Below are 17260 nucleotides of genomic sequence, written 5' to 3'. Positions count from 1 at the left end.
GATGGTGTAAGTATTTTATAAGTTTACGCTTTTTTACAATTAAAGAATTGTGCAAACCTTGCAGGTTTTCTAGAAGCAATTTAAAACGTTAATATGAGATAACAAGGATCAGATATGAAATTATATTATTCGCCAGGCGCATGTTCTTTAGCTGCACATATTATTTTAAATGAAATTAATGTTGATTTTGACTTAGAACGGGTAAATTTAAAAACTCATAAAACAGAAAAAGGTGCAGATTATTACGAGATTAATCCAAAAGGATATGTACCCGCTTTAGAAATTAACCCAGGTTTAATGTTAACTGAAAACGTTGCGATTTTACCGTTTCTTGCTCAGCATGACCCTAAGCAGGATTTAATTCCGCCATCTGGGATGGGCCGTGCGAAAGTATTGGAGTGGTTGGGGTATTTGAACTCTGAATTACATGATGCTTATGCAGTTTTCTTTGGGGTGCCTTTAACAACTGATGAAAAAACCAAAGCTTATGCAGAAATTGATCGTCTTTTAAAATATATCGATAATTATTTGGCTGAATCTGATTATGATTATTTGGTAAATGATAATTTTGGCCCAGCAGATGCTTATCTATTTGTTTTAACAAATTGGTCAAACTCAATTGAGCATGATTTAACACCATATAAACATATTATTGCACTACGTAATAAAGTAGCAGAGCGTCAATCTGTACAAATTGCGATGCGTGATGAAGGTCTAATTTCATAAAAGATTTTAAAAGCAAAAAAAGCCCCTAATAAATAGGGGCTTTTTTTGTTAAAGACAATTAGTTTTGAGCATCTTTTTTTACTTCAGCAGCGGTATTTTCAACAGCTTGAGCTGTATCAGCAGTTGCCTTACGAGCAGTCGCTTCAGTTTTTGCAGCAGCTTCAGCGGTTGCATCAGCAGCATGGTCAGTTGCAGCGTCGATTTTTGCAGTAGCATTATCAGTTGCAGTAGCAATATCGTCTGCAGCTTTGTCACCAGCAGATTTGATATCTGCACTTGCTTGTTGAGCTGCATTTTCTAAGTGTTCACCCGTTGTCGCACCTGTTTCTGGAGCTTTATCTTTATTACATCCAACAAGAGCAACGGTCGCAGCAAGACCTAAAGCAACAAGTAATTTATTCATTGTGTTTTTCCTTCTAATTTATGGCATCCAAAATTATGGATGTCTAAAATATAAACATAAACTAACTGATTAATAAAGATCGAAAATTGTTAAAGAGTTGTAACTCTAATATTAAAGAAGCCTAGCATTTTGTAATGCTAGGCTTGAGTTAAATAATAATGGTTTGACCTGTTTTTATTGCCCAGAACGGATGATGTAATCAAACGCAGAGAGTGATGCTTTAGCGCCTTCGCCGGTGGCAATAATGATTTGTTTGTACGGAACTGTAGTACAGTCACCCGCAGCAAATACACCTTTCACATTGGTTTCGTTGCGGTCATTCACAATGATCTCGCCACGATTGGTTAACTCAAGCTCACTGTCTTTCAAGAAGTCAGTGTTTGGCAATAAACCAATCTGGACAAAGATCCCTGCAAGCTCTACCACATGCTCTTCATCAGTGGCACGGTCTTTATATTTAAGACCTGTCACTTGTGATCCGTCACCTAACACTTCTGTACTTAAGGCATTCATAATCACAGTGGTGTTTGGCAAGCTATGCAATTTGTTTTGCAAGACTTGGTCTGCACGAAGTTTAGTGTCGAACTCAACCAAAGTGACATGCTCAACAATTCCCGCAAGGTCAATTGCAGCTTCTACACCTGAATTACCACCACCAATCACGGCAACACGTTTGCCTTTGAATAACGGACCATCACAGTGTGGGCAGTACGCGACACCACGGGTACGGTATTCTTGCTCACCCGGTACATTCATTTCTCTCCAACGTGCACCTGTTGAAAGGATTACTGTTTTCGATTCAAGCTTTGCACCATTTTCGAGTTCAACTTCAACCAGACCATTTGCAGTTTGGTTTGCCCCCGTGATTTTGCTCACACGTTGCAGGTTCATGATATCAACATCATATTCACGAACATGTGCTTCCATTTCGGCAGCAAACTTAGGACCTTGAGTTTTTTGTACAGACGTGAAGTTTTCAATGTCCATGGTATCCATGACCTGACCACCAAAACGTTCAGCCACGATACCTGTGTTAATGCCTTTACGTGCTGCATAGATGGCAGCTGTTGCACCTGCAGGTCCACCACCAATCACTAACACATCAAACGCATCTTTGGCATTAAGCGCTGCTGCATCTTTTTCAGCTGAGTTGGTGTCGAGTTTTGCTACGATTTCTTCAAGTGTCATACGACCTTGACCAATGTGCTCATTGTCTTGGAACACCATTGGAACCGCCATGATTTTGCGTTGTTCAACTTCGTCTTGGAAGAATGAACCATCAATCATGGTTGCCGTTGTGTTCGGGTTATAAATCGCAATCAGGTTAAGCGCCTGTACCACGTCCGGACAGTTATGACAGCTTAGTGATACAAACACATCAAAGTCAGCTTTGAGGTTTAAACCTTTAATCTGGTTCAACACTTCATCAGACACTTTAGGAGCATAGCCAGACACCTGTAACAGTGCCAAGATCAAAGATGTAAACTCATGGCCCATCGGTAAGCCAGCAAAGAACACACGAGGTTGTTCACCTGCTTTAGCCACACCAAAGCTTGGACGACGTGTATTGTTGCCATCAAAACGTGCAGTTACTTTGTCAGAAAGCTCAGCAATTTCGGTAACTAGTTCTTTAATTTGAGCAGCTTTATCTGATTCATCCAAAGCAGCAACTAATTCGATTGGACTTTCTAAACGTTCTAGGTAAGCTTTTAATTGAGTTTTAATGTTTTGATCTAACATCTGTTTTTACTCCAATGCATCCAAATTCTTTCAATAGATGCATAGTACGTGAAAACATAAAATAGGTGAAACAGTATGTTTTTATATATTTGATCGGTTTTTTGAATGTAGTGTGGTACTCATAAACAATATCAATAATTTAAAGCAGTAATTAGTCTTTAAGTGTCCTTTATTACTCTTTTTTATCTTTTAAAGTGAAAGTATTTAAAAATTTATATATGTTATATGGCTGTAAAGATTTTATGTCATAACATTAAAAGGTACTTTCATGTCATTGCAACGCGGCATTTATCAGCATTATAAAGGTAATCTCTATCAAGTTTTTTCTGTGGCAAAACACAGTGAGACTGAAGAGGAGCTAGTCGTTTATCAGTGTCTTTATGGTGACTATTCAACTTGGGTGCGTCCACTAGATATGTTTACTGAAACGGTTCAAGTGGCTGATGGAAGTATCGTACCGCGGTTTAAGTTAATTCAAAGCACTTAACTTAAATGGCTGTCATATAAAATAACGAGTTTAAAGGGTGAATAGATGCCAAATACTTTTTTCTTACAAAGAGTTGCAGATTTATATGACACCTTTAAACGGCATGATGCCCAGCAGGCAGATCGCTTGCTGCGTTATCGCAATATTGAGGCTGAGTCTGCAAAACTACTGTCGCAATTTATTCGCATGCAGCAAGCCAAGGCTATTTTAGAAATCGGTACGTCAACGGGTTACTCAACTTTATGGCTAGCTGAAGCTGCTCAGGCAACTGGTGGACAGGTGACTACAGTTGAAATTGATGCAAAGCGAAGTGCTGAGGCGAAACGCCATGTTGCTGAGTTAGAGCTTAGTGAAATCGTTCAATTTTGGGTAGGCGATGCAGCTGATTATTTAAAAGAAGCGCAGGAAACGTTTGATTTTATTTTGTTAGATGCTGAGCGTCATGCTTACGAGAATTATTGGCCAGATTTAAAACGTCTGATCAAGCCAAAAGGTGGTGTACTCATTATTGATAACGTCATTTCACATGCTGCCGAAGTAAAATCATTTCTGGAACTGATTAAAAATGATCAAAACTTTATGAGCAGTATTTTGCCGGTAGGCGCTGGTTTATGTATGGTGGTTCTGAAGTAGGTTCACTTTCTTTAGATATTCTTGCCGATAAGCTTGCGGACTACAGCCCTTTACTTTATTAAATGCACGGGTGAAATTGGCAGGATTGGAATACCCTAGCTCATAGGCAATATGGGTAATGGTAAAGGCAGAATTCTCTAATAAATCAATGGCACGCTCAGTGCTGATCTGTTGCTTTAAAGCTTGAAACTCAACACCTTGTTGCTGCAAATAGCGTTGTAGGGTTTTGGTAGAAATGTTTAATACTTTGGCACATTCCATAAGAGTTGGGACTTGGTTGGCTTGTCGTAGCATCATGCTGACCCATTCAACAATTTCACCTTGATGATAGATTTTCTGGATTTGTTCCTGACAGCGTTGCTCAACTATTTTTAAACTATGCGCGTCAGCTAAAGGCAACGGCAGTGCCAATTGTTGCTGATCAATTACCACGCGGATACCTGAAAGCCACGTATAGTTAAAGTGGAAATTGGCTTTCACTAAGGATACGTAACGTTCTTGATAGCTCGGCTCTGGAACACTCAAATATACTTGGTAGCGTTGTAATTGCTGACCTGCCAATTCTAACAGGCTGTAGTAAAACGCCACGGCAATCGCTTCAATATGAAAGGCCAAACATTGCTTATTCATCTGCAAAATCGGTTCGAATAATAGTTCAACCTTTTGCTGATTGGTCGGAAATCCAATACTTAGCTTAAAACTCGGCATAATCAGTCTAAAATATTGGGCAATCAGCCTAAGTGCATGTTCCAAATTAGGACTGGTCATTAGCGCATAGCCCACTAGACTATGTGAGCTGAGTTTTATATTTTTACCCAGTTCAAAGGCCAAGTCTTGGGTATTGGGCAGACTCAAACCAATCTCAATGAATTGTTCAATTTGTTGAATCGATAATAATTCTGTTTTTGCCAGTTCTTGCTGCAATGTCAACAACAACTCATTATCGTATTGATGCGTGTTGATTAAAATTTCAATCAGCCGTAAATAATAACGTGATGGAATAACAGGAATCTGTTGCTTCTGCACAAGAAAAACTCAGTAAAGTCTTAAAATGATAATAGCAAGTCTTAAAATGATAATATAGAGGCGCTATGAAGGAACACAATCAATTCAAGCAAAACATTTTATGTTTGATTGGAGTTTCTAATGAATATGCATACTCAACTGGATGTCGAGCAAGCGACAACAACATTTAAGGATAAAAAACGTCATTTATGGCTATTGGGTTTGGCTGTACCGACAATTGCAATGGGTGGCCTAGCGGGCTATCAATTTGGTCCTAAAAAAACTAAAAAGTTCTTCGCTTCATTTGGGCCATTATTTATTCATGGTGTTATTCCTGCATTGGATAAATTGATTGGTGAAGACACAGAAAATCCGCCATTAAATGCAATCGCGGATTTAGAAGCTGATCCGTATTACGCTCGTATTGTTAAACTTTTTATTCCTTTGCAATATGCGACTAATATCTATGGGGCATATTTAGCCGGCCGTAAAAATACACCTCTTGCTGATCAGGTTTTACTGGGAACTTTGGTGGGAATGGTCAATGGAATTGCTATTAATACTGCGCATGAACTTAGCCACAAGAATGGACAGCTTGAACATTATTTATCGCATTTAGCTTTAGCACCATCGGGTTATAACCATTTCCGAATTGAACACCCTTATGGACATCACCGTCGCGTTGCGACACCTGAAGACCCAGCATCTTCACAATTTGGTGAAACTTTTTGGAAGTTTTTACCACGTACCGTGATTGGTAGCTTTAAGTCGGCAATCGAAATTGAAAAGAATCGTTTAGAACGTAAGAAATTGCCTTTCTTCTGTAAGGAAAATGAGCTGATTCATGGCTGGGCGATGTCTGCTGTGTACCATGCAGCCATGTTTGCGAAATTTGGTACGCGTTCTATCCCATTTCAAGTCACTCAAGCCGCTTATGCAGTAACTTTGTTTGAATCGGTGAATTATATTGAACATTATGGTTTAAAGCGTACAAAGAAAGAAAATGGCCAATATGAACGTACTTTGCCAGAGCACAGCTGGAACAATAATAATGTGGTGACCAATTTGTTCTTGTATCAATTACAACGCCATTCAGATCATCATGCCAATCCCACTCGCAGCTTTCAGACCTTACGTCACTTTGAAGATGCACCGCAATTACCAGCAGGTTATGGCGCAATGATTTTGCCTGCATTTATTCCATCTTGGTGGTCAAAAATTATGGATGATCGCGTTGTCGAGCACTATAAGGGCGACCTTAGTAAAATCAATATGCATGTTGATGTTAAGGATAAAATGCTAAAGAAATATATAGAGCAAAATGACGCGGCTTAAATAGTCGAAAGATATAAAACAGATCAGCCCAAGCGGGCTGATTTTTTATGATTAAGCAGAAATACAGAGCCTTTTAAAATGCAGATCAAACTCAAGATATTTGTGAACAAATGCGGTTTTATCATTTGTACGTAGCAAATTATTGTAGATAAACTCTGGAACGGGATGATAGAGCTCACCTGAGCCATTGCTATAGAAAATTTTTAAATAGCGTGAAGAAACATCATATTTCCAAGAGGTTACGACAACAGATTTTTCCATATAACTACTCCTAATTTTGTTTGATCTTTTAATACATATATAAAACTCTTTTGTTTCATCATTTGACAGTACTCCAAGTTAAGCAGACTGACAATTCATAAATGAATGTTGCTATAAATTTATAAGTATAAGAATTGTAAAAAATTAGCTATAAAATTTTGGTGCGGATTAGGGCTTAGATTTATAAAAATAATCAATAAAAAAACCACCCTAAAAAGGGTGGTTTCAGACGTATTGGTCTAATCTAAAAAATTAGATTTTACCAACTAAGTCGATAGATGGAGCAAGAGTTGCTTCGCCTTCTTTCCATTTAGCTGGGCAAACTTCACCTGGGTGAGCGTGAACGTATTGAGCAGCTTTTACTTTACGAAGAAGTTCAGACGCATCACGGCCGATGCCACCAGCGTTAAGTTCAACGATTTGGATTTTACCTTCTGGATCGATAACGAAAGTACCGCGGTCAGCTAAGCCTTCAGATTCGATAAGAACGTCGAAGTTTTTAGAAAGAGTCCAAGTTGGGTCACCAACTAATGGATATTGAATTTTTTTGATTTCTTCAGAAGTGTCGTGCCAAGCTTTGTGTGTGAAGTGTGTATCAGTAGATACAGCATAAATTTCAACACCAAGTTTTTGGAATTCAGCGTAGTTGTCTGCTAAGTCACCAAGTTCAGTTGGACAAACGAAAGTGAAGTCAGCTGGATAGAAGAATACAACAGACCACTTACCTTTAAGGTTAGTTTCGTTAACTTCAACAAATTGGCCGTTGTGGTAAGCAGTTGCTTGGAATGGTTTAACTTCAGTATTAATCAAGCTCATCATTGTCTCCATGATTGAGGTTTATATTTAAACTTGTTTACGAGATGTAGAATAAATAAAAATTCTTTATTGGGGAAATAGTATTTTTACATGACTAAAATCGGAAAATTGAATAAGTGATAAATTTGCGATTTTTAAGTCCCCAAACACTGTACTCGATTTGACTGCAAAAACATGTAAATCAAATGACAGTTATAGTAAAAGAAACTTGCCTAACAACATGAAGTCTCGTTAGTGAGAATTCAAGGGTAAAATGTAAAAAAATTAAAAATATATCAAAAACCAATTGTTTTACCTTATGCACATTAAAGCGTAAAATAGCGGATTGTTGTATTTTCAGGAAAGTTTGTTTGTGCAGAATGGTTTAAATATAGATCAGTGGGTGATGGCAAGAGATCGTCACCGTTTAAATCGTTTACGTAAAGATAAAAAAGCCAATACAGCAGAGATTGAAAAATTATTTGAACAATCTAATGCCAAAGTAAGACAGCGCTTTGCACGTTTACCTGAAATTAAACTAAATCAGGAACTACCGGTTTCTCAATATGCTGACCGTCTAATTGATGCAATTCAAAAGCATCAGGTCATTATTGTGGCAGGTGAAACAGGTTCCGGTAAAACCACTCAGCTTCCCCAAATTGCAATGTTAGCAGGTCGTGGCTTAACAGGTATGATTGGTCATACACAGCCACGCCGTTTAGCTGCCCGTAGTGTGTCGCAGCGTATTGCAGAAGAAGTCGGCGAAAAGCTTGGCGAGTCGATTGGTTTTAAAATTCGTTTTAATGAACAAGGTTCGCAAGATTCGATTGTCCGGTTAATGACCGACGGTATTTTACTTGCCGAGTTAGGCAATGATCGCTTCTTGTCTAAATATGACACGATCATTATTGATGAGGCGCATGAACGCTCACTCAATATCGACTTTATTATGGGCTATTTAAAGCAATTACTGCCAAAACGCCCAGACCTTAAAGTCATCGTGACTTCTGCAACTTTAGATGTAAATCGTTTTAGTAATTACTTTAATGACGCACCAATTTTTGAAGTTGAAGGGCGTAGTTATCCAGTTGAAGTGCTTTATCGTCCAATTTCAGAGATGAATATTGGCGGAAGTGACGACGATGAGTTTGATGATTTTGAAGAAAATCTACCACGTGCAGTGGTACAAGCGGTTGAAGAATGTTTTGCCGATGCCGAAGCAAAAGGTCACCCAGAACATGCCGATATTTTAATTTTCTCAAGCACAGAGCAAGAAATTCGTGAATTACAGGAAACCTTGCAAAAGTACGGGCCAAGACATACCGAAATTTTACCGTTGTATGCGCGCTTAGCTGTTTCTGAACAACAAAAGATTTTTAGTCCAGGTGGTAAAGGTCGTCGTATTATTATTGCGACCAACGTAGCCGAAACAGCGCTTACTGTTCCAAATATTCGCTATGTGATTGATAGCGGTTTTGCCCGTATTTCTCGTTATAACTATCGATCACGTGTACAACGCTTACCGATTGAAGCCATTTCCCAAGCTGCTGCCAATCAGCGTAAAGGGCGTTGCGGTCGTATTGCTGCCGGTGTCTGTATTCGTTTATACAGCGAAGAAGACTTTTTAAGCCGTCCAGAATTTACGGAACCGGAAATTAAACGAACTAATTTAGCTTCTGTTATTTTGCAAATGCAAAGTTTGGGCTTAGGTGAGTTAGAAAACTTCGATTTTATTGAACCGCCAGATTTCCGTCTTGTAAACGATGGTCGAAAGCTCTTGATTGAGTTAGGGGCAATGAATGAGAAGAAAAATGAGCTGACCAAAGTCGGGCAAATGATGGCACGTATGCCGATTGACCCACGTTTAGCGCGTATGATTATTGGCGGTGCACATTTTGGTGTACTCAAAGAAATCTTGATTGTGGTGAGTGCTTTAGCGGTTCAAGATCCTCGTGAACGCCCAGCAGACAAACAAATGCAGGCTGACCAAAAGCATGCATTGTTCAAAGAAGCAGATTCAGACTTTCTGTTCTATTTGAAACTTTGGGATACTTTAAATCCTAAAGGTGAAGCAAGTATGTCTGAAAATAAACGACGTCAGTTTGCTAAGGAGAATTTTTTAAGTTGGCTGCGTTTACGTGAGTGGAAACAAACGCATCAGCAATTGGTTGAATTAGCAGAAGGTTTAAAACTCAGCTTTAATGAAAAAGATGCAAATTATGAAAATTTGCATCGTGCGTTGCTGACAGGTTTATTATCTTTCATTGCCAATAAAACAGATGAACGCAATACCTTTATGGCAGTGCGTCAGCAAAAGGCAAAAGTTTTTCCGGCAAGTACTCTGCACAAAACCAATACCTCTTGGGTGATGGCTTTTGAGATGGTCGAAACGTCTCAGGTATATTTACGTACTTTAGCCAAAATTGATCCTGAATGGATTTTGCTCGCTGCACGTGACTTGTTGAAATATCACTATTTTGAGCCGCATTGGTCTAAGAAAGCGGGGATCGTAAATGCCTACGCGCAAATTTCTTTGTTTGGTTTAATTATTGAGCCAAAACGGTTAATTAATTTTGAAAAAGTTGATCAGCCTGCTGCACATGAGATTTTCTTACGTGATGGATTAACTACAGGTAATTTGGGTACGGTTCCACCATTTTTAAAACACAATTTACTTAAACTTGAAGAAGTGGAGCGAGTTGAAGATAAGTTGCGTCGCCGCGATTTAGTGGTTGATGAAGAAACAATTTATCAGTTCTATGCTTCTAAAATTCCCGAAGAAATTGCAAGCCGTCGTAGTTTTGAAGACTGGCGAGCGACGGTAGAAGCAAATAATCCGCGTTATTTATTTGTTGAGGATGATGCGCTTTGGCTCAATGATCGACCAACTACGCAGCAATTTCCAGATCATCTGCATAATGGTCAACTACGTTTAGCAACAACATATCATTTTGACCCAAGCCATGACGAAGATGGCGCAACTGTTCAGATTCCTGTTCAGGCACTACCTCAGGTTGATGAAAATATCTGGTCATGGGGAATTCCGGGCTGGCGCCAAGACTTAATTGAGGCTTTACTCAAAGCGTTACCTAAAGACAAGCGTCGTAATGTAGTGCCTATTCCTGATACAGCTCGTAAGCTCATGCAAGGTATTGATGCAGTACATTTACGTGAACATATTTTTAGTTATTTAGCTTTTGCCTTACGTGGCGAGCAAATTACAGACAAAGATTTCTCGTTTGAGCGAATTGATCCATATTTGGTGCCGTTCATTAAAGTCATTGATGAAAAAGGTAAATTGATTGCGAAAGGTCGTGATCTGCCAGAGCTAAAAGCACGTTGTCGTGTGGAAACGCATCGTCCAGTAAAACAGCAAAAAGGTGAGTTTAAAAACTTCCCTGACAACTTTACTTTTGAGGCTTCACACAAGGTCACAGGTGTTGTTGTGAAACAATATCAAGCTTTAGTGCCGACCAAAGTTTTTGCTGAAACTGATGCTAAAGATGATTCTGGTATTGTCATCCAGACTTTTAATGATCAGGCTGAAGCCATTAAACAGCATCGTGAAGGTATTATCCGTCTGGTACACATGCAACTTGGTGACTTGGTTCGTCAGTTGAAAAAGCAGATATCAAAACCGCTTGCTTTAGCTTACTCACCTTTGGGCGATAAAGCTAAACTTGAGCAGATGTTGGTCTATGCAACCTTGCAAATGGCAATTACAACTCTGCCAATTAATGCAGATGAATTTAATAAACTGCTAGAACAGGTCAAAAAGCAATTTTTGAGTTATGGTCAGCAAGCTCTTGAGCAATTGAGCGAGATTTATATTCAATGGCAGCAAATTCGCCGTCAGCTTTTGGTGCTTGATCCAGAGATATTTGGGCGAAGTATTGATGATATTGAAGATCAGTTAGATTTAATGTCACTTGGCAATTTTGTTTATTGCCAGCCTGTCGATCTTTGGCAGGAATACCCGCGTTATTTGAAAGCGCTGCTATTGCGTTTAGACCGATTGCCCAATAATCTACAGCGAGATCATGCAGCAATTGACGATGTCGATCCATGGATGGACAAGGTGTTTAAATTGAAAAATGATCCTAAAGTCAAAGAATTGTATTTGATGTTGGAAGAGTTTCGCATTTCTTTATTTTCTCAACCGATGAAAACCAAGATGCCTATTTCACCAACTCGACTGCAAAAGTTATGGGATCGTTTGGGAATCAGTTAAAATAGATATGGGTCTGTTTATGTTGTTTTTATCGAACAACGCAATTTATAAATGAAAGATTAACAGACCCTTTTCATTTTTTTAGGAGTTTTACATGGGCATTCGTATTACAGGTACTGGGCTATTTCATCCAACAGAAACCATTTCTAATGAAGAACTGGCCGTCAGTTTAAATGCTTATGTGGAACAATATAACCAAGACAATGCAGAGAAAATTGCATCTGGTGAACTTGAAGAGTTACGTGGTTCAAGTGCTGAATTTATTGAAAAAGCTTCTGGTATTAAAAGCCGTTACGTAATCGAAAAATCAGGAATTCTCGATCCGACTCGTTTACGCCCTCGTTTGTCTGAGCGTTCAAATGATGAGCTGTCTCTTCAGGCTGAATGGGGTGTTATTGCGGCTAAACAAGCAATGGAAAATGCAGGCGTTACTGCTGAAGATATTGATGTCGTAATTTTGGCATGTTCAAACATGCAGCGTGCTTATCCGGCAGTCGCGATTGAAATCCAGTCGGCGCTAGGTATTCAAGGTTATGCATATGACATGAATGTTGCATGCTCAGCTGCTACTTTTGGTTTGAAACAAGCGGCAGATGCAATTCGTTCAGGCGCTCGCCGTGTTTTATTGGTGAATGTTGAGATTACCTCTGGTCACCTAGACTACCGTAACCGTGATTGTCACTTCATTTTTGGTGATGTTGCAACTGCTTCTATTATTGAAGAGACTACGACTAAAACTGGTTTTGAAATTTTAGATATTCATCTATTTACTCAATTTTCAAACAACATTCGTAATAACTTCGGTTTCTTAAACCGTAGCGAAGATGCGATCGTTGACGACAAATTATTCCGTCAAGATGGCCGCAAAGTATTTAAAGATGTTTGTCCATTGGTAGCAAAAATCATTAATGCACAGTTGGAAAAAATGCAGTTAACTGCAAACGATATTAAGCGTTTCTGGTTACACCAAGCCAATGCCAACATGAATGAATTAATCTTGAAATATGTTGCTGGTAAAGAGGCAGATTTAAGACGTGCACCAATTATTTTAGATGAATTTGCCAATACCTCTTCAGCAGGTGTGATTATTGCTTTACACCGTACAGGCCACGAAGTGAATGATGGCGAGTATGGCGTGATTTCATCTTTTGGTGCAGGCTATTCAGTAGGTTCGATTGTTGTTCAAAAGCATGTTGCTTAAGTTGCCAGATTGATTAAAAACGCTCGTAAGAGCGTTTTTTTATGAGTGAAATAATATAAAAAAGCGAGCCAAAAATAGCCCGCTTAGATTGAATTAAAAGTTATTAAAACTTTTTTGTGTAATTGACAAACAGGCGATCTTCACCAAAGTCATTACCGTATTTAACGTTGTAATCAATGCGAATGTATTGCAGGGCAACGCCCTTTAAGTACGGTTGCTGAAATGCATAGTTCAGAATGACATTCGATTCAGTTTCATGATTTTTCTCACCATTTGCTGCTTTAAAATCATGGCCATACACATATTTCACCATCGCGTTTAGGCCGGGCACATAATCTTTAAAGTCGTAGCCGTACATGACATGGTAAGACTTTTCATCTTCTTTAAAGAAACCAGTAGCATTCCAGTTAATGAAATAGGTCTCTGGTAAGAAACCATCTGGTAATGGGTAAGCCGACTCACCCATGATTTGTTGGTATCCTAAACCAAAGGTATGGTTTTTCACTTTAAGTGTTTCTAGTACTCCAATGTTTTGTGCATCGATATCAAAAGTATTGCCATCATCTTTTGCATTGAAGTATTTAAACTTAGAAGTAAGAGCGAAATTAGGTTGTTTCCAATTATGCTCAAGCCCAACATAGTGTTTGTTATAGAGGTCTTCTAAATTACCAAAGTAGTACTCACCCTTTAAAGACGGCGTAAATTGGTAGCGTAGGTCAATATAATTTAAGCCATCAGATTCTTTGGTAATTCCATTTGTCGTGAACGAAAACTTTTTAAAATCTTCTTCATTTCGTGGCGAGACTTTTTCAACCCGACCAATTTCGACATAAAGCTGATCTGAAAGTTGCGACTTTAAATTGGTTCCCCAATATGAAGCAAGCAACTGACGGCTGGCATCGACAGCCGTTACAGGCAGGTCTAGCCAAAGCTCACCCACACTCAAAAGCGTTTTGTCATAACCTAATTTTAATGTCGCCCCGTATTTTAAAAAGTCCGACGCTTGTGATTGAGTGTCTTTGTTAAAAGGTAAAACTGTGTCTGCTACATGTTTGTCCGAACTTAAGCGCACGGCGTATTGAACAGATGCATCAGCCCCAATCGTAATGGGCTTATCTGCAATTTGCAGTGGGGTGTCATGCATTTTCGATTTATAAAATAAAGAGGCTGCCTGAGACCAACTGCCAGTATCTTTTAAGGCATCATTATCAAAATTACGGTTGATGTAGGCATTCTTTAAAGTGAATTTCCATTCATCTTCAGCCTGCTGATTTGGATTTGCAGCGAATGAATTGCCACACATCAATACTAAGGTTGCAAAGGTTAAAGCATGTGGCTTAAAGCGATGTAATAATTCCATAATCCATTTCCAAAATCTATGCGCCAGTCCTAGGCGCATGTATGTTTACTGCTGAGTAAGCGTGTTTTGAGGGTTAAAAGTTGATGGAGTCTGTGCAGCAACAGAGGCTTTAAGATTGACCATAAATATTGCAAGTGCAGCAATCACACCCGGAATCGCAATTGCTAAGAAATTCATTTGGTGAGGAAGCTCAAATGTGAGTAGGGCACCAGTTAAAACTGGACCGATAATCGCGCCAATACGGCCAATTCCAGATGCCCAGCCCATGCCAGTTGAGCGAAGTGCTGTCGGATAGAACTGCGCAACAAATGTGTAGAGTAAGATTTGCGAGCCAATTGTGGCAGCGCCAGCAATGGCAATCAGGCTATATAAAATAAATTGTGGACTATTGATGCCAAGTAAAATTAAAGCTGCTGATCCCACAATAAACATAATGGTAATGACGGGTTTTAAATGGAATCTGTCTGCTAAAGCACCGCCACCAATAGCACCGACCATGCCACCGATGTTAAGTGCAAACAGGAACAACATGCTCGCACCTAGCGAATAGCCCGCTTGCAGCATAAGTTTAGGTAACCAGCTTCCTAAGGCGTACACCATGAGTAAACACATAAAGAATGCAATCCAAAACATAAATGTGCTGAAGGTACGGCCTTGTTGGAAAAGCGCACGGACAGGTGCTTCAGTTGTTGTGCTTTCGTTTAACACCAGTTGTGTATTGGCATTTACCTGAGTTTGAGGTGCAATTTTGCTGACAATACTTTTAGCCTGTTCACTCTGATTAGATTTCACTAAAAATGCGAGAGACTCAGGCAGAAATTTCCAGATCAGCGGGAGTAATAAAAGTGGAATACCTGCAAGTAAAAACATGATTTGCCAGCCCATGTCTTTCACGAGCCATGCACCGAGTAGGGCAGATGTCATGCCACCAATTGCGTAACCACTAAACATGATTGCGACCAATGTACTACGAATTTTTTTAGGCGCATATTCGGTCATGAGTGCGACCACGTTTGGCATCACGCCACCAATACCAAGGCCAGCAATAAAGCGCAAAATTGCAAACTCAGTTGGTCCTTTGGCAAAAGCACCGATAAAGGTAAATCCGCTAAATAAAGTCACACAAATCAGGATGGTTTTTTTACGCCCGAGCTTGTCCGAAAGTGTGCCGAAAATCATGGCACCAAACATCATGCCAAATAGAGCCGCGCTTGCCAGCAAACCTGCTTCTACCGCAGTTAATGACCATTGTTGCATTAATAAAGGGAGTGCTACTCCATAAATGACTAAATCATATCCATCAAAAATAATAATAAGTAAGCACCAGATTAAAACTTTCCAATGAAAAGAAGTAAAACTGGCCTTATCAATTAGCTCATTAATATTAACCTTGCTCGTATCCATTTTTTTCACCTCCAATTTGTGAAGTATCGCGTTATTTTTTAATAAACTATTTTGTTATTGAGTTAGAGTCAAAAACCTAATTGATATATCTTTATGTCTTTAAGGTATTGTGTTTTTATTAATTTAATTATTTGAAAAATATATATTTATTTTTTAAGATTGAAGTGGGTTTTATTATCTGGATTAAATGCTGGTAAATATTGTATGGTGAGAATTTAAATGTTTTTATTGGTGTTTTATTCTTGGTTTTCTTGCTAAGAATCACTGATAAAAATAGAGCTAAATTTATATTATGAATTGAAGTAAAAATATAAATACAAAATGCTAAAGACTATTATTTAATTATTTTAGAAATTGACCTTTGAAAATGAAATTTAATTGATATTAAATAAAAATCGCCAAATCAGGGTTAGCAAATTATTTGCATCCTGATTTGGCGATTGAGGCTTTATTTTGGTTGGAGTGTTTAGATAAAAAACTTAATTTGTGGCTGGAGTTGATCGTGGTGTGAGAATGAAATGGGCGATTACACCAATACAGATACCCCAAAAAACCGAGCTTAATCCAAGAAAATGCATGCCTGATGCTGTTGCTAAAAAGGTAATAAGTGCAGCATCACGTTGACTATCATTTCTCATGGCGACAGAAATATTTGTGGCAATGGCTCCAAGCAAAGCTAAACCTGCCAGTGCTGCAACCAACTCTTTAGGAAGTAAGCTAAATAGCATGACAATACTGCCAGCAAATAAGCCTCCTAAAATATAAAAAATTCCATTAGCGATACCCGCAATATATCGTTTTTCTTTAAGTTCATGTGCATCTTTGCCCATACATAAAGCAGCAGTAATTGAGGCAAGCACAATGGTAATACCACCTACGCAAGCAACAACTAAAGAGGCAATACTGGTAACGCTAATAATCGGTTTGGCGGGTGTGTCGTAACCACTGAGTTTCATAATTGCCATGCCCGGTAAAAATTGACCAGTTAAGCTGACTAAAATGAGAGGAACAGCGAGGTTCAGTGTTGAGTTCCATGTCCACTCTGGGCTAATCCACTGCGGGATAGCCAAACTAAAACTCACATCAACCGGATTCATTTTGCCTAAAATGAGGCTTAATAAAACTCCGGCAGCTAATACCCAAATCATGGTATAGCGCGGCATTAAACGTTTGGCAATTAAAAAGACAATGAGCATGCTAAAGACAATAAAGGGCATGCTATCAGATGCGGTAAATAGACCAATACCAAATTGAAAAAGAATACCTGCCATCATGCCGGCAGCGACATCTTGCGGAATCCATTTAAGTAATTTGTCGAAGTAACCAGTAATGCCAATTAAAAAAATAACAACGGCAGAAGTAATATAAGCAGCTACCGCTTCATTCAATGAGATATGTGGAAATAGCGTCACTAACAGGGCAGTACCCGGTGCAGACCATGCGGTAATGACAGGAGTTTTATATTTAATTGAAAGATAAATACCTGAAACGGCGGCACCAATTGAAATTCCCCAAATCCATGACACCATCATATCGGTAGAAACATGGGCACGCTGAGCAGCTTGAAAGAAAATAATCAGTGGGCCTGAGTAAGAAATTAAAACTGCAAGAAAGCCAGCAACAGTGGCTGATATGGACCAGTCATTTTTTAATGTCTTTAACAGAGTTGCCATGTGTGA

The 17260-nt window shown here is 39.0% G+C and carries 14 protein-coding genes; 6 read left to right on the top strand and 8 right to left on the bottom strand.

Features of this window, described 5'->3' with window-relative positions; genetic code table 11:
• The first annotated feature begins 114 nt into the window (after positions 1-114).
• Entirely contained in the window at positions 115-726 is a 612-nt protein-coding gene (locus tag F936_RS13480) for a glutathione binding-like protein (RefSeq protein ID WP_005048101.1), read from the top strand.
• A gap of 58 nt (positions 727-784) precedes the next feature.
• Here F936_RS13480 and F936_RS13475 read toward each other — a convergent pair whose 3' ends face one another.
• Entirely contained in the window at positions 785-1129 is a 345-nt protein-coding gene (locus F936_RS13475; protein WP_003652658.1) for a hypothetical protein, read from the bottom strand.
• Between the two features lie 174 nt (positions 1130-1303).
• The gene (gene ahpF / locus F936_RS13470) at positions 1304-2869 is read right to left on the bottom strand and encodes an alkyl hydroperoxide reductase subunit F (RefSeq protein WP_005048099.1); all 1566 of its coding nucleotides are present in this window, start codon (positions 2867-2869) and stop codon (positions 1304-1306) included.
• 268 nt (positions 2870-3137) lie between these two features.
• Between ahpF and F936_RS13465 the strand changes: the two genes are divergently transcribed.
• Both F936_RS13465 and F936_RS13460 read left to right on the top strand, forming a co-directional pair.
• Positions 3138-3356, top strand: a complete 219-nt coding sequence (locus F936_RS13465; protein WP_003652655.1) for a DUF1653 domain-containing protein — start codon at positions 3138-3140, stop codon at positions 3354-3356.
• Positions 3357-3401: 45 nt separating this feature from the next.
• Positions 3402-3989 carry an O-methyltransferase gene (locus F936_RS13460; RefSeq protein ID WP_005048097.1) on the top strand — a complete coding sequence of 196 codons (588 nt, stop codon included), beginning with the start codon at positions 3402-3404 and terminating at the stop codon, positions 3987-3989.
• On the opposite strand, the gene F936_RS13455 is transcribed toward F936_RS13460, so the two are convergent.
• Positions 3966-5015, bottom strand: a complete 1050-nt coding sequence (locus F936_RS13455; protein ID WP_005048094.1) for a helix-turn-helix domain-containing protein — start codon at positions 5013-5015, stop codon at positions 3966-3968. The two genes, F936_RS13460 and F936_RS13455, sit on opposite strands and share 24 nt — an antisense overlap.
• Before the next feature lie 120 nt (positions 5016-5135).
• Here F936_RS13455 and F936_RS13450 point away from each other — a divergent pair, with 120 nt between their 5' ends.
• Positions 5136-6329 carry an alkane 1-monooxygenase gene (locus F936_RS13450; RefSeq protein WP_005048092.1) on the top strand — a complete coding sequence of 398 codons (1194 nt, stop codon included), beginning with the start codon at positions 5136-5138 and terminating at the stop codon, positions 6327-6329.
• A 51-nt stretch (positions 6330-6380) separates the two neighbouring features.
• Here the strand turns inward: F936_RS13450 and F936_RS13445 are convergent, their stop codons facing one another.
• Both F936_RS13445 and ahpC read right to left on the bottom strand, forming a co-directional pair.
• Positions 6381-6590, bottom strand: a complete 210-nt coding sequence (locus tag F936_RS13445) for a KTSC domain-containing protein (RefSeq protein WP_003652651.1) — start codon at positions 6588-6590, stop codon at positions 6381-6383.
• A 252-nt stretch (positions 6591-6842) separates the two neighbouring features.
• Complete coding sequence (gene ahpC / locus F936_RS13440) at positions 6843-7406, bottom strand: alkyl hydroperoxide reductase subunit C (protein WP_003652649.1); 564 nt, start codon at positions 7404-7406, stop codon at positions 6843-6845.
• A gap of 352 nt (positions 7407-7758) precedes the next feature.
• On the opposite strand from ahpC, the gene hrpA reads away from it, so the two are divergent.
• Positions 7759-11616 (top strand): ATP-dependent RNA helicase HrpA, encoded by a 3858-nt coding sequence (gene hrpA, locus F936_RS13435; protein WP_005048088.1) that lies wholly within the window; start codon positions 7759-7761, stop codon positions 11614-11616.
• Between the two features lie 94 nt (positions 11617-11710).
• Positions 11711-12817 carry a beta-ketoacyl-ACP synthase III gene (locus F936_RS13430; protein ID WP_005048087.1) on the top strand — a complete coding sequence of 369 codons (1107 nt, stop codon included), beginning with the start codon at positions 11711-11713 and terminating at the stop codon, positions 12815-12817.
• A gap of 103 nt (positions 12818-12920) precedes the next feature.
• On the opposite strand, the gene F936_RS13425 is transcribed toward F936_RS13430, so the two are convergent.
• From F936_RS13425 to benE, 3 genes are all read right to left on the bottom strand, one after another.
• Positions 12921-14177, bottom strand: coding sequence for an OprD family outer membrane porin (locus tag F936_RS13425; RefSeq protein WP_005048083.1), 1257 nt, complete (start codon positions 14175-14177; stop codon positions 12921-12923).
• 45 nt (positions 14178-14222) lie between these two features.
• On the bottom strand, positions 14223-15581 hold the full coding sequence (locus F936_RS13420) for an aromatic acid/H+ symport family MFS transporter (protein WP_005041881.1): 1359 nt from the start codon (positions 15579-15581) through the stop codon (positions 14223-14225).
• A gap of 479 nt (positions 15582-16060) precedes the next feature.
• Positions 16061-17254 carry a benzoate/H(+) symporter BenE gene (benE, locus tag F936_RS13415; protein ID WP_005048080.1) on the bottom strand — a complete coding sequence of 398 codons (1194 nt, stop codon included), beginning with the start codon at positions 17252-17254 and terminating at the stop codon, positions 16061-16063.
• Positions 17255-17260 lie beyond the last annotated feature (6 nt).

Origin of the sequence: Acinetobacter calcoaceticus DSM 30006 = CIP 81.8, assembly GCF_000368965.1 — a bacterium.
Classification (GTDB): domain Bacteria; phylum Pseudomonadota; class Gammaproteobacteria; order Pseudomonadales; family Moraxellaceae; genus Acinetobacter; species Acinetobacter calcoaceticus.
Note: the sequence above shows the minus strand (reverse complement) of the source record. Positions and strands in the feature narration are given on the sequence as shown.

Bases quoted from the DNA above. Each gene is read 5' to 3' on its own strand.
- F936_RS13480 (WP_005048101.1), top strand. From the start codon at position 115: ATGAAATTATATTATTCGCCAGGCGCATGTTCTTTAGCTGCACATATT.
- F936_RS13475 (WP_003652658.1), bottom strand. From the start codon at position 1,129: ATGAATAAATTACTTGTTGCTTTAGGTCTTGCTGCGACCGTTGCTCTT.
- ahpF (WP_005048099.1), bottom strand. From the start codon at position 2,869: ATGTTAGATCAAAACATTAAAACTCAATTAAAAGCTTACCTAGAACGT.
- F936_RS13465 (WP_003652655.1), top strand. From the start codon at position 3,138: ATGTCATTGCAACGCGGCATTTATCAGCATTATAAAGGTAATCTCTAT.
- F936_RS13460 (WP_005048097.1), top strand. From the start codon at position 3,402: ATGCCAAATACTTTTTTCTTACAAAGAGTTGCAGATTTATATGACACC.
- F936_RS13450 (WP_005048092.1), top strand. From the start codon at position 5,136: ATGAATATGCATACTCAACTGGATGTCGAGCAAGCGACAACAACATTT.
- F936_RS13445 (WP_003652651.1), bottom strand. From the start codon at position 6,590: ATGGAAAAATCTGTTGTCGTAACCTCTTGGAAATATGATGTTTCTTCA.
- ahpC (WP_003652649.1), bottom strand. From the start codon at position 7,406: ATGAGCTTGATTAATACTGAAGTTAAACCATTCCAAGCAACTGCTTAC.
- F936_RS13430 (WP_005048087.1), top strand. From the start codon at position 11,711: ATGGGCATTCGTATTACAGGTACTGGGCTATTTCATCCAACAGAAACC.
- F936_RS13425 (WP_005048083.1), bottom strand. From the start codon at position 14,177: ATGGAATTATTACATCGCTTTAAGCCACATGCTTTAACCTTTGCAACC.
- F936_RS13420 (WP_005041881.1), bottom strand. From the start codon at position 15,581: ATGGATACGAGCAAGGTTAATATTAATGAGCTAATTGATAAGGCCAGT.
- benE (WP_005048080.1), bottom strand. From the start codon at position 17,254: ATGGCAACTCTGTTAAAGACATTAAAAAATGACTGGTCCATATCAGCC.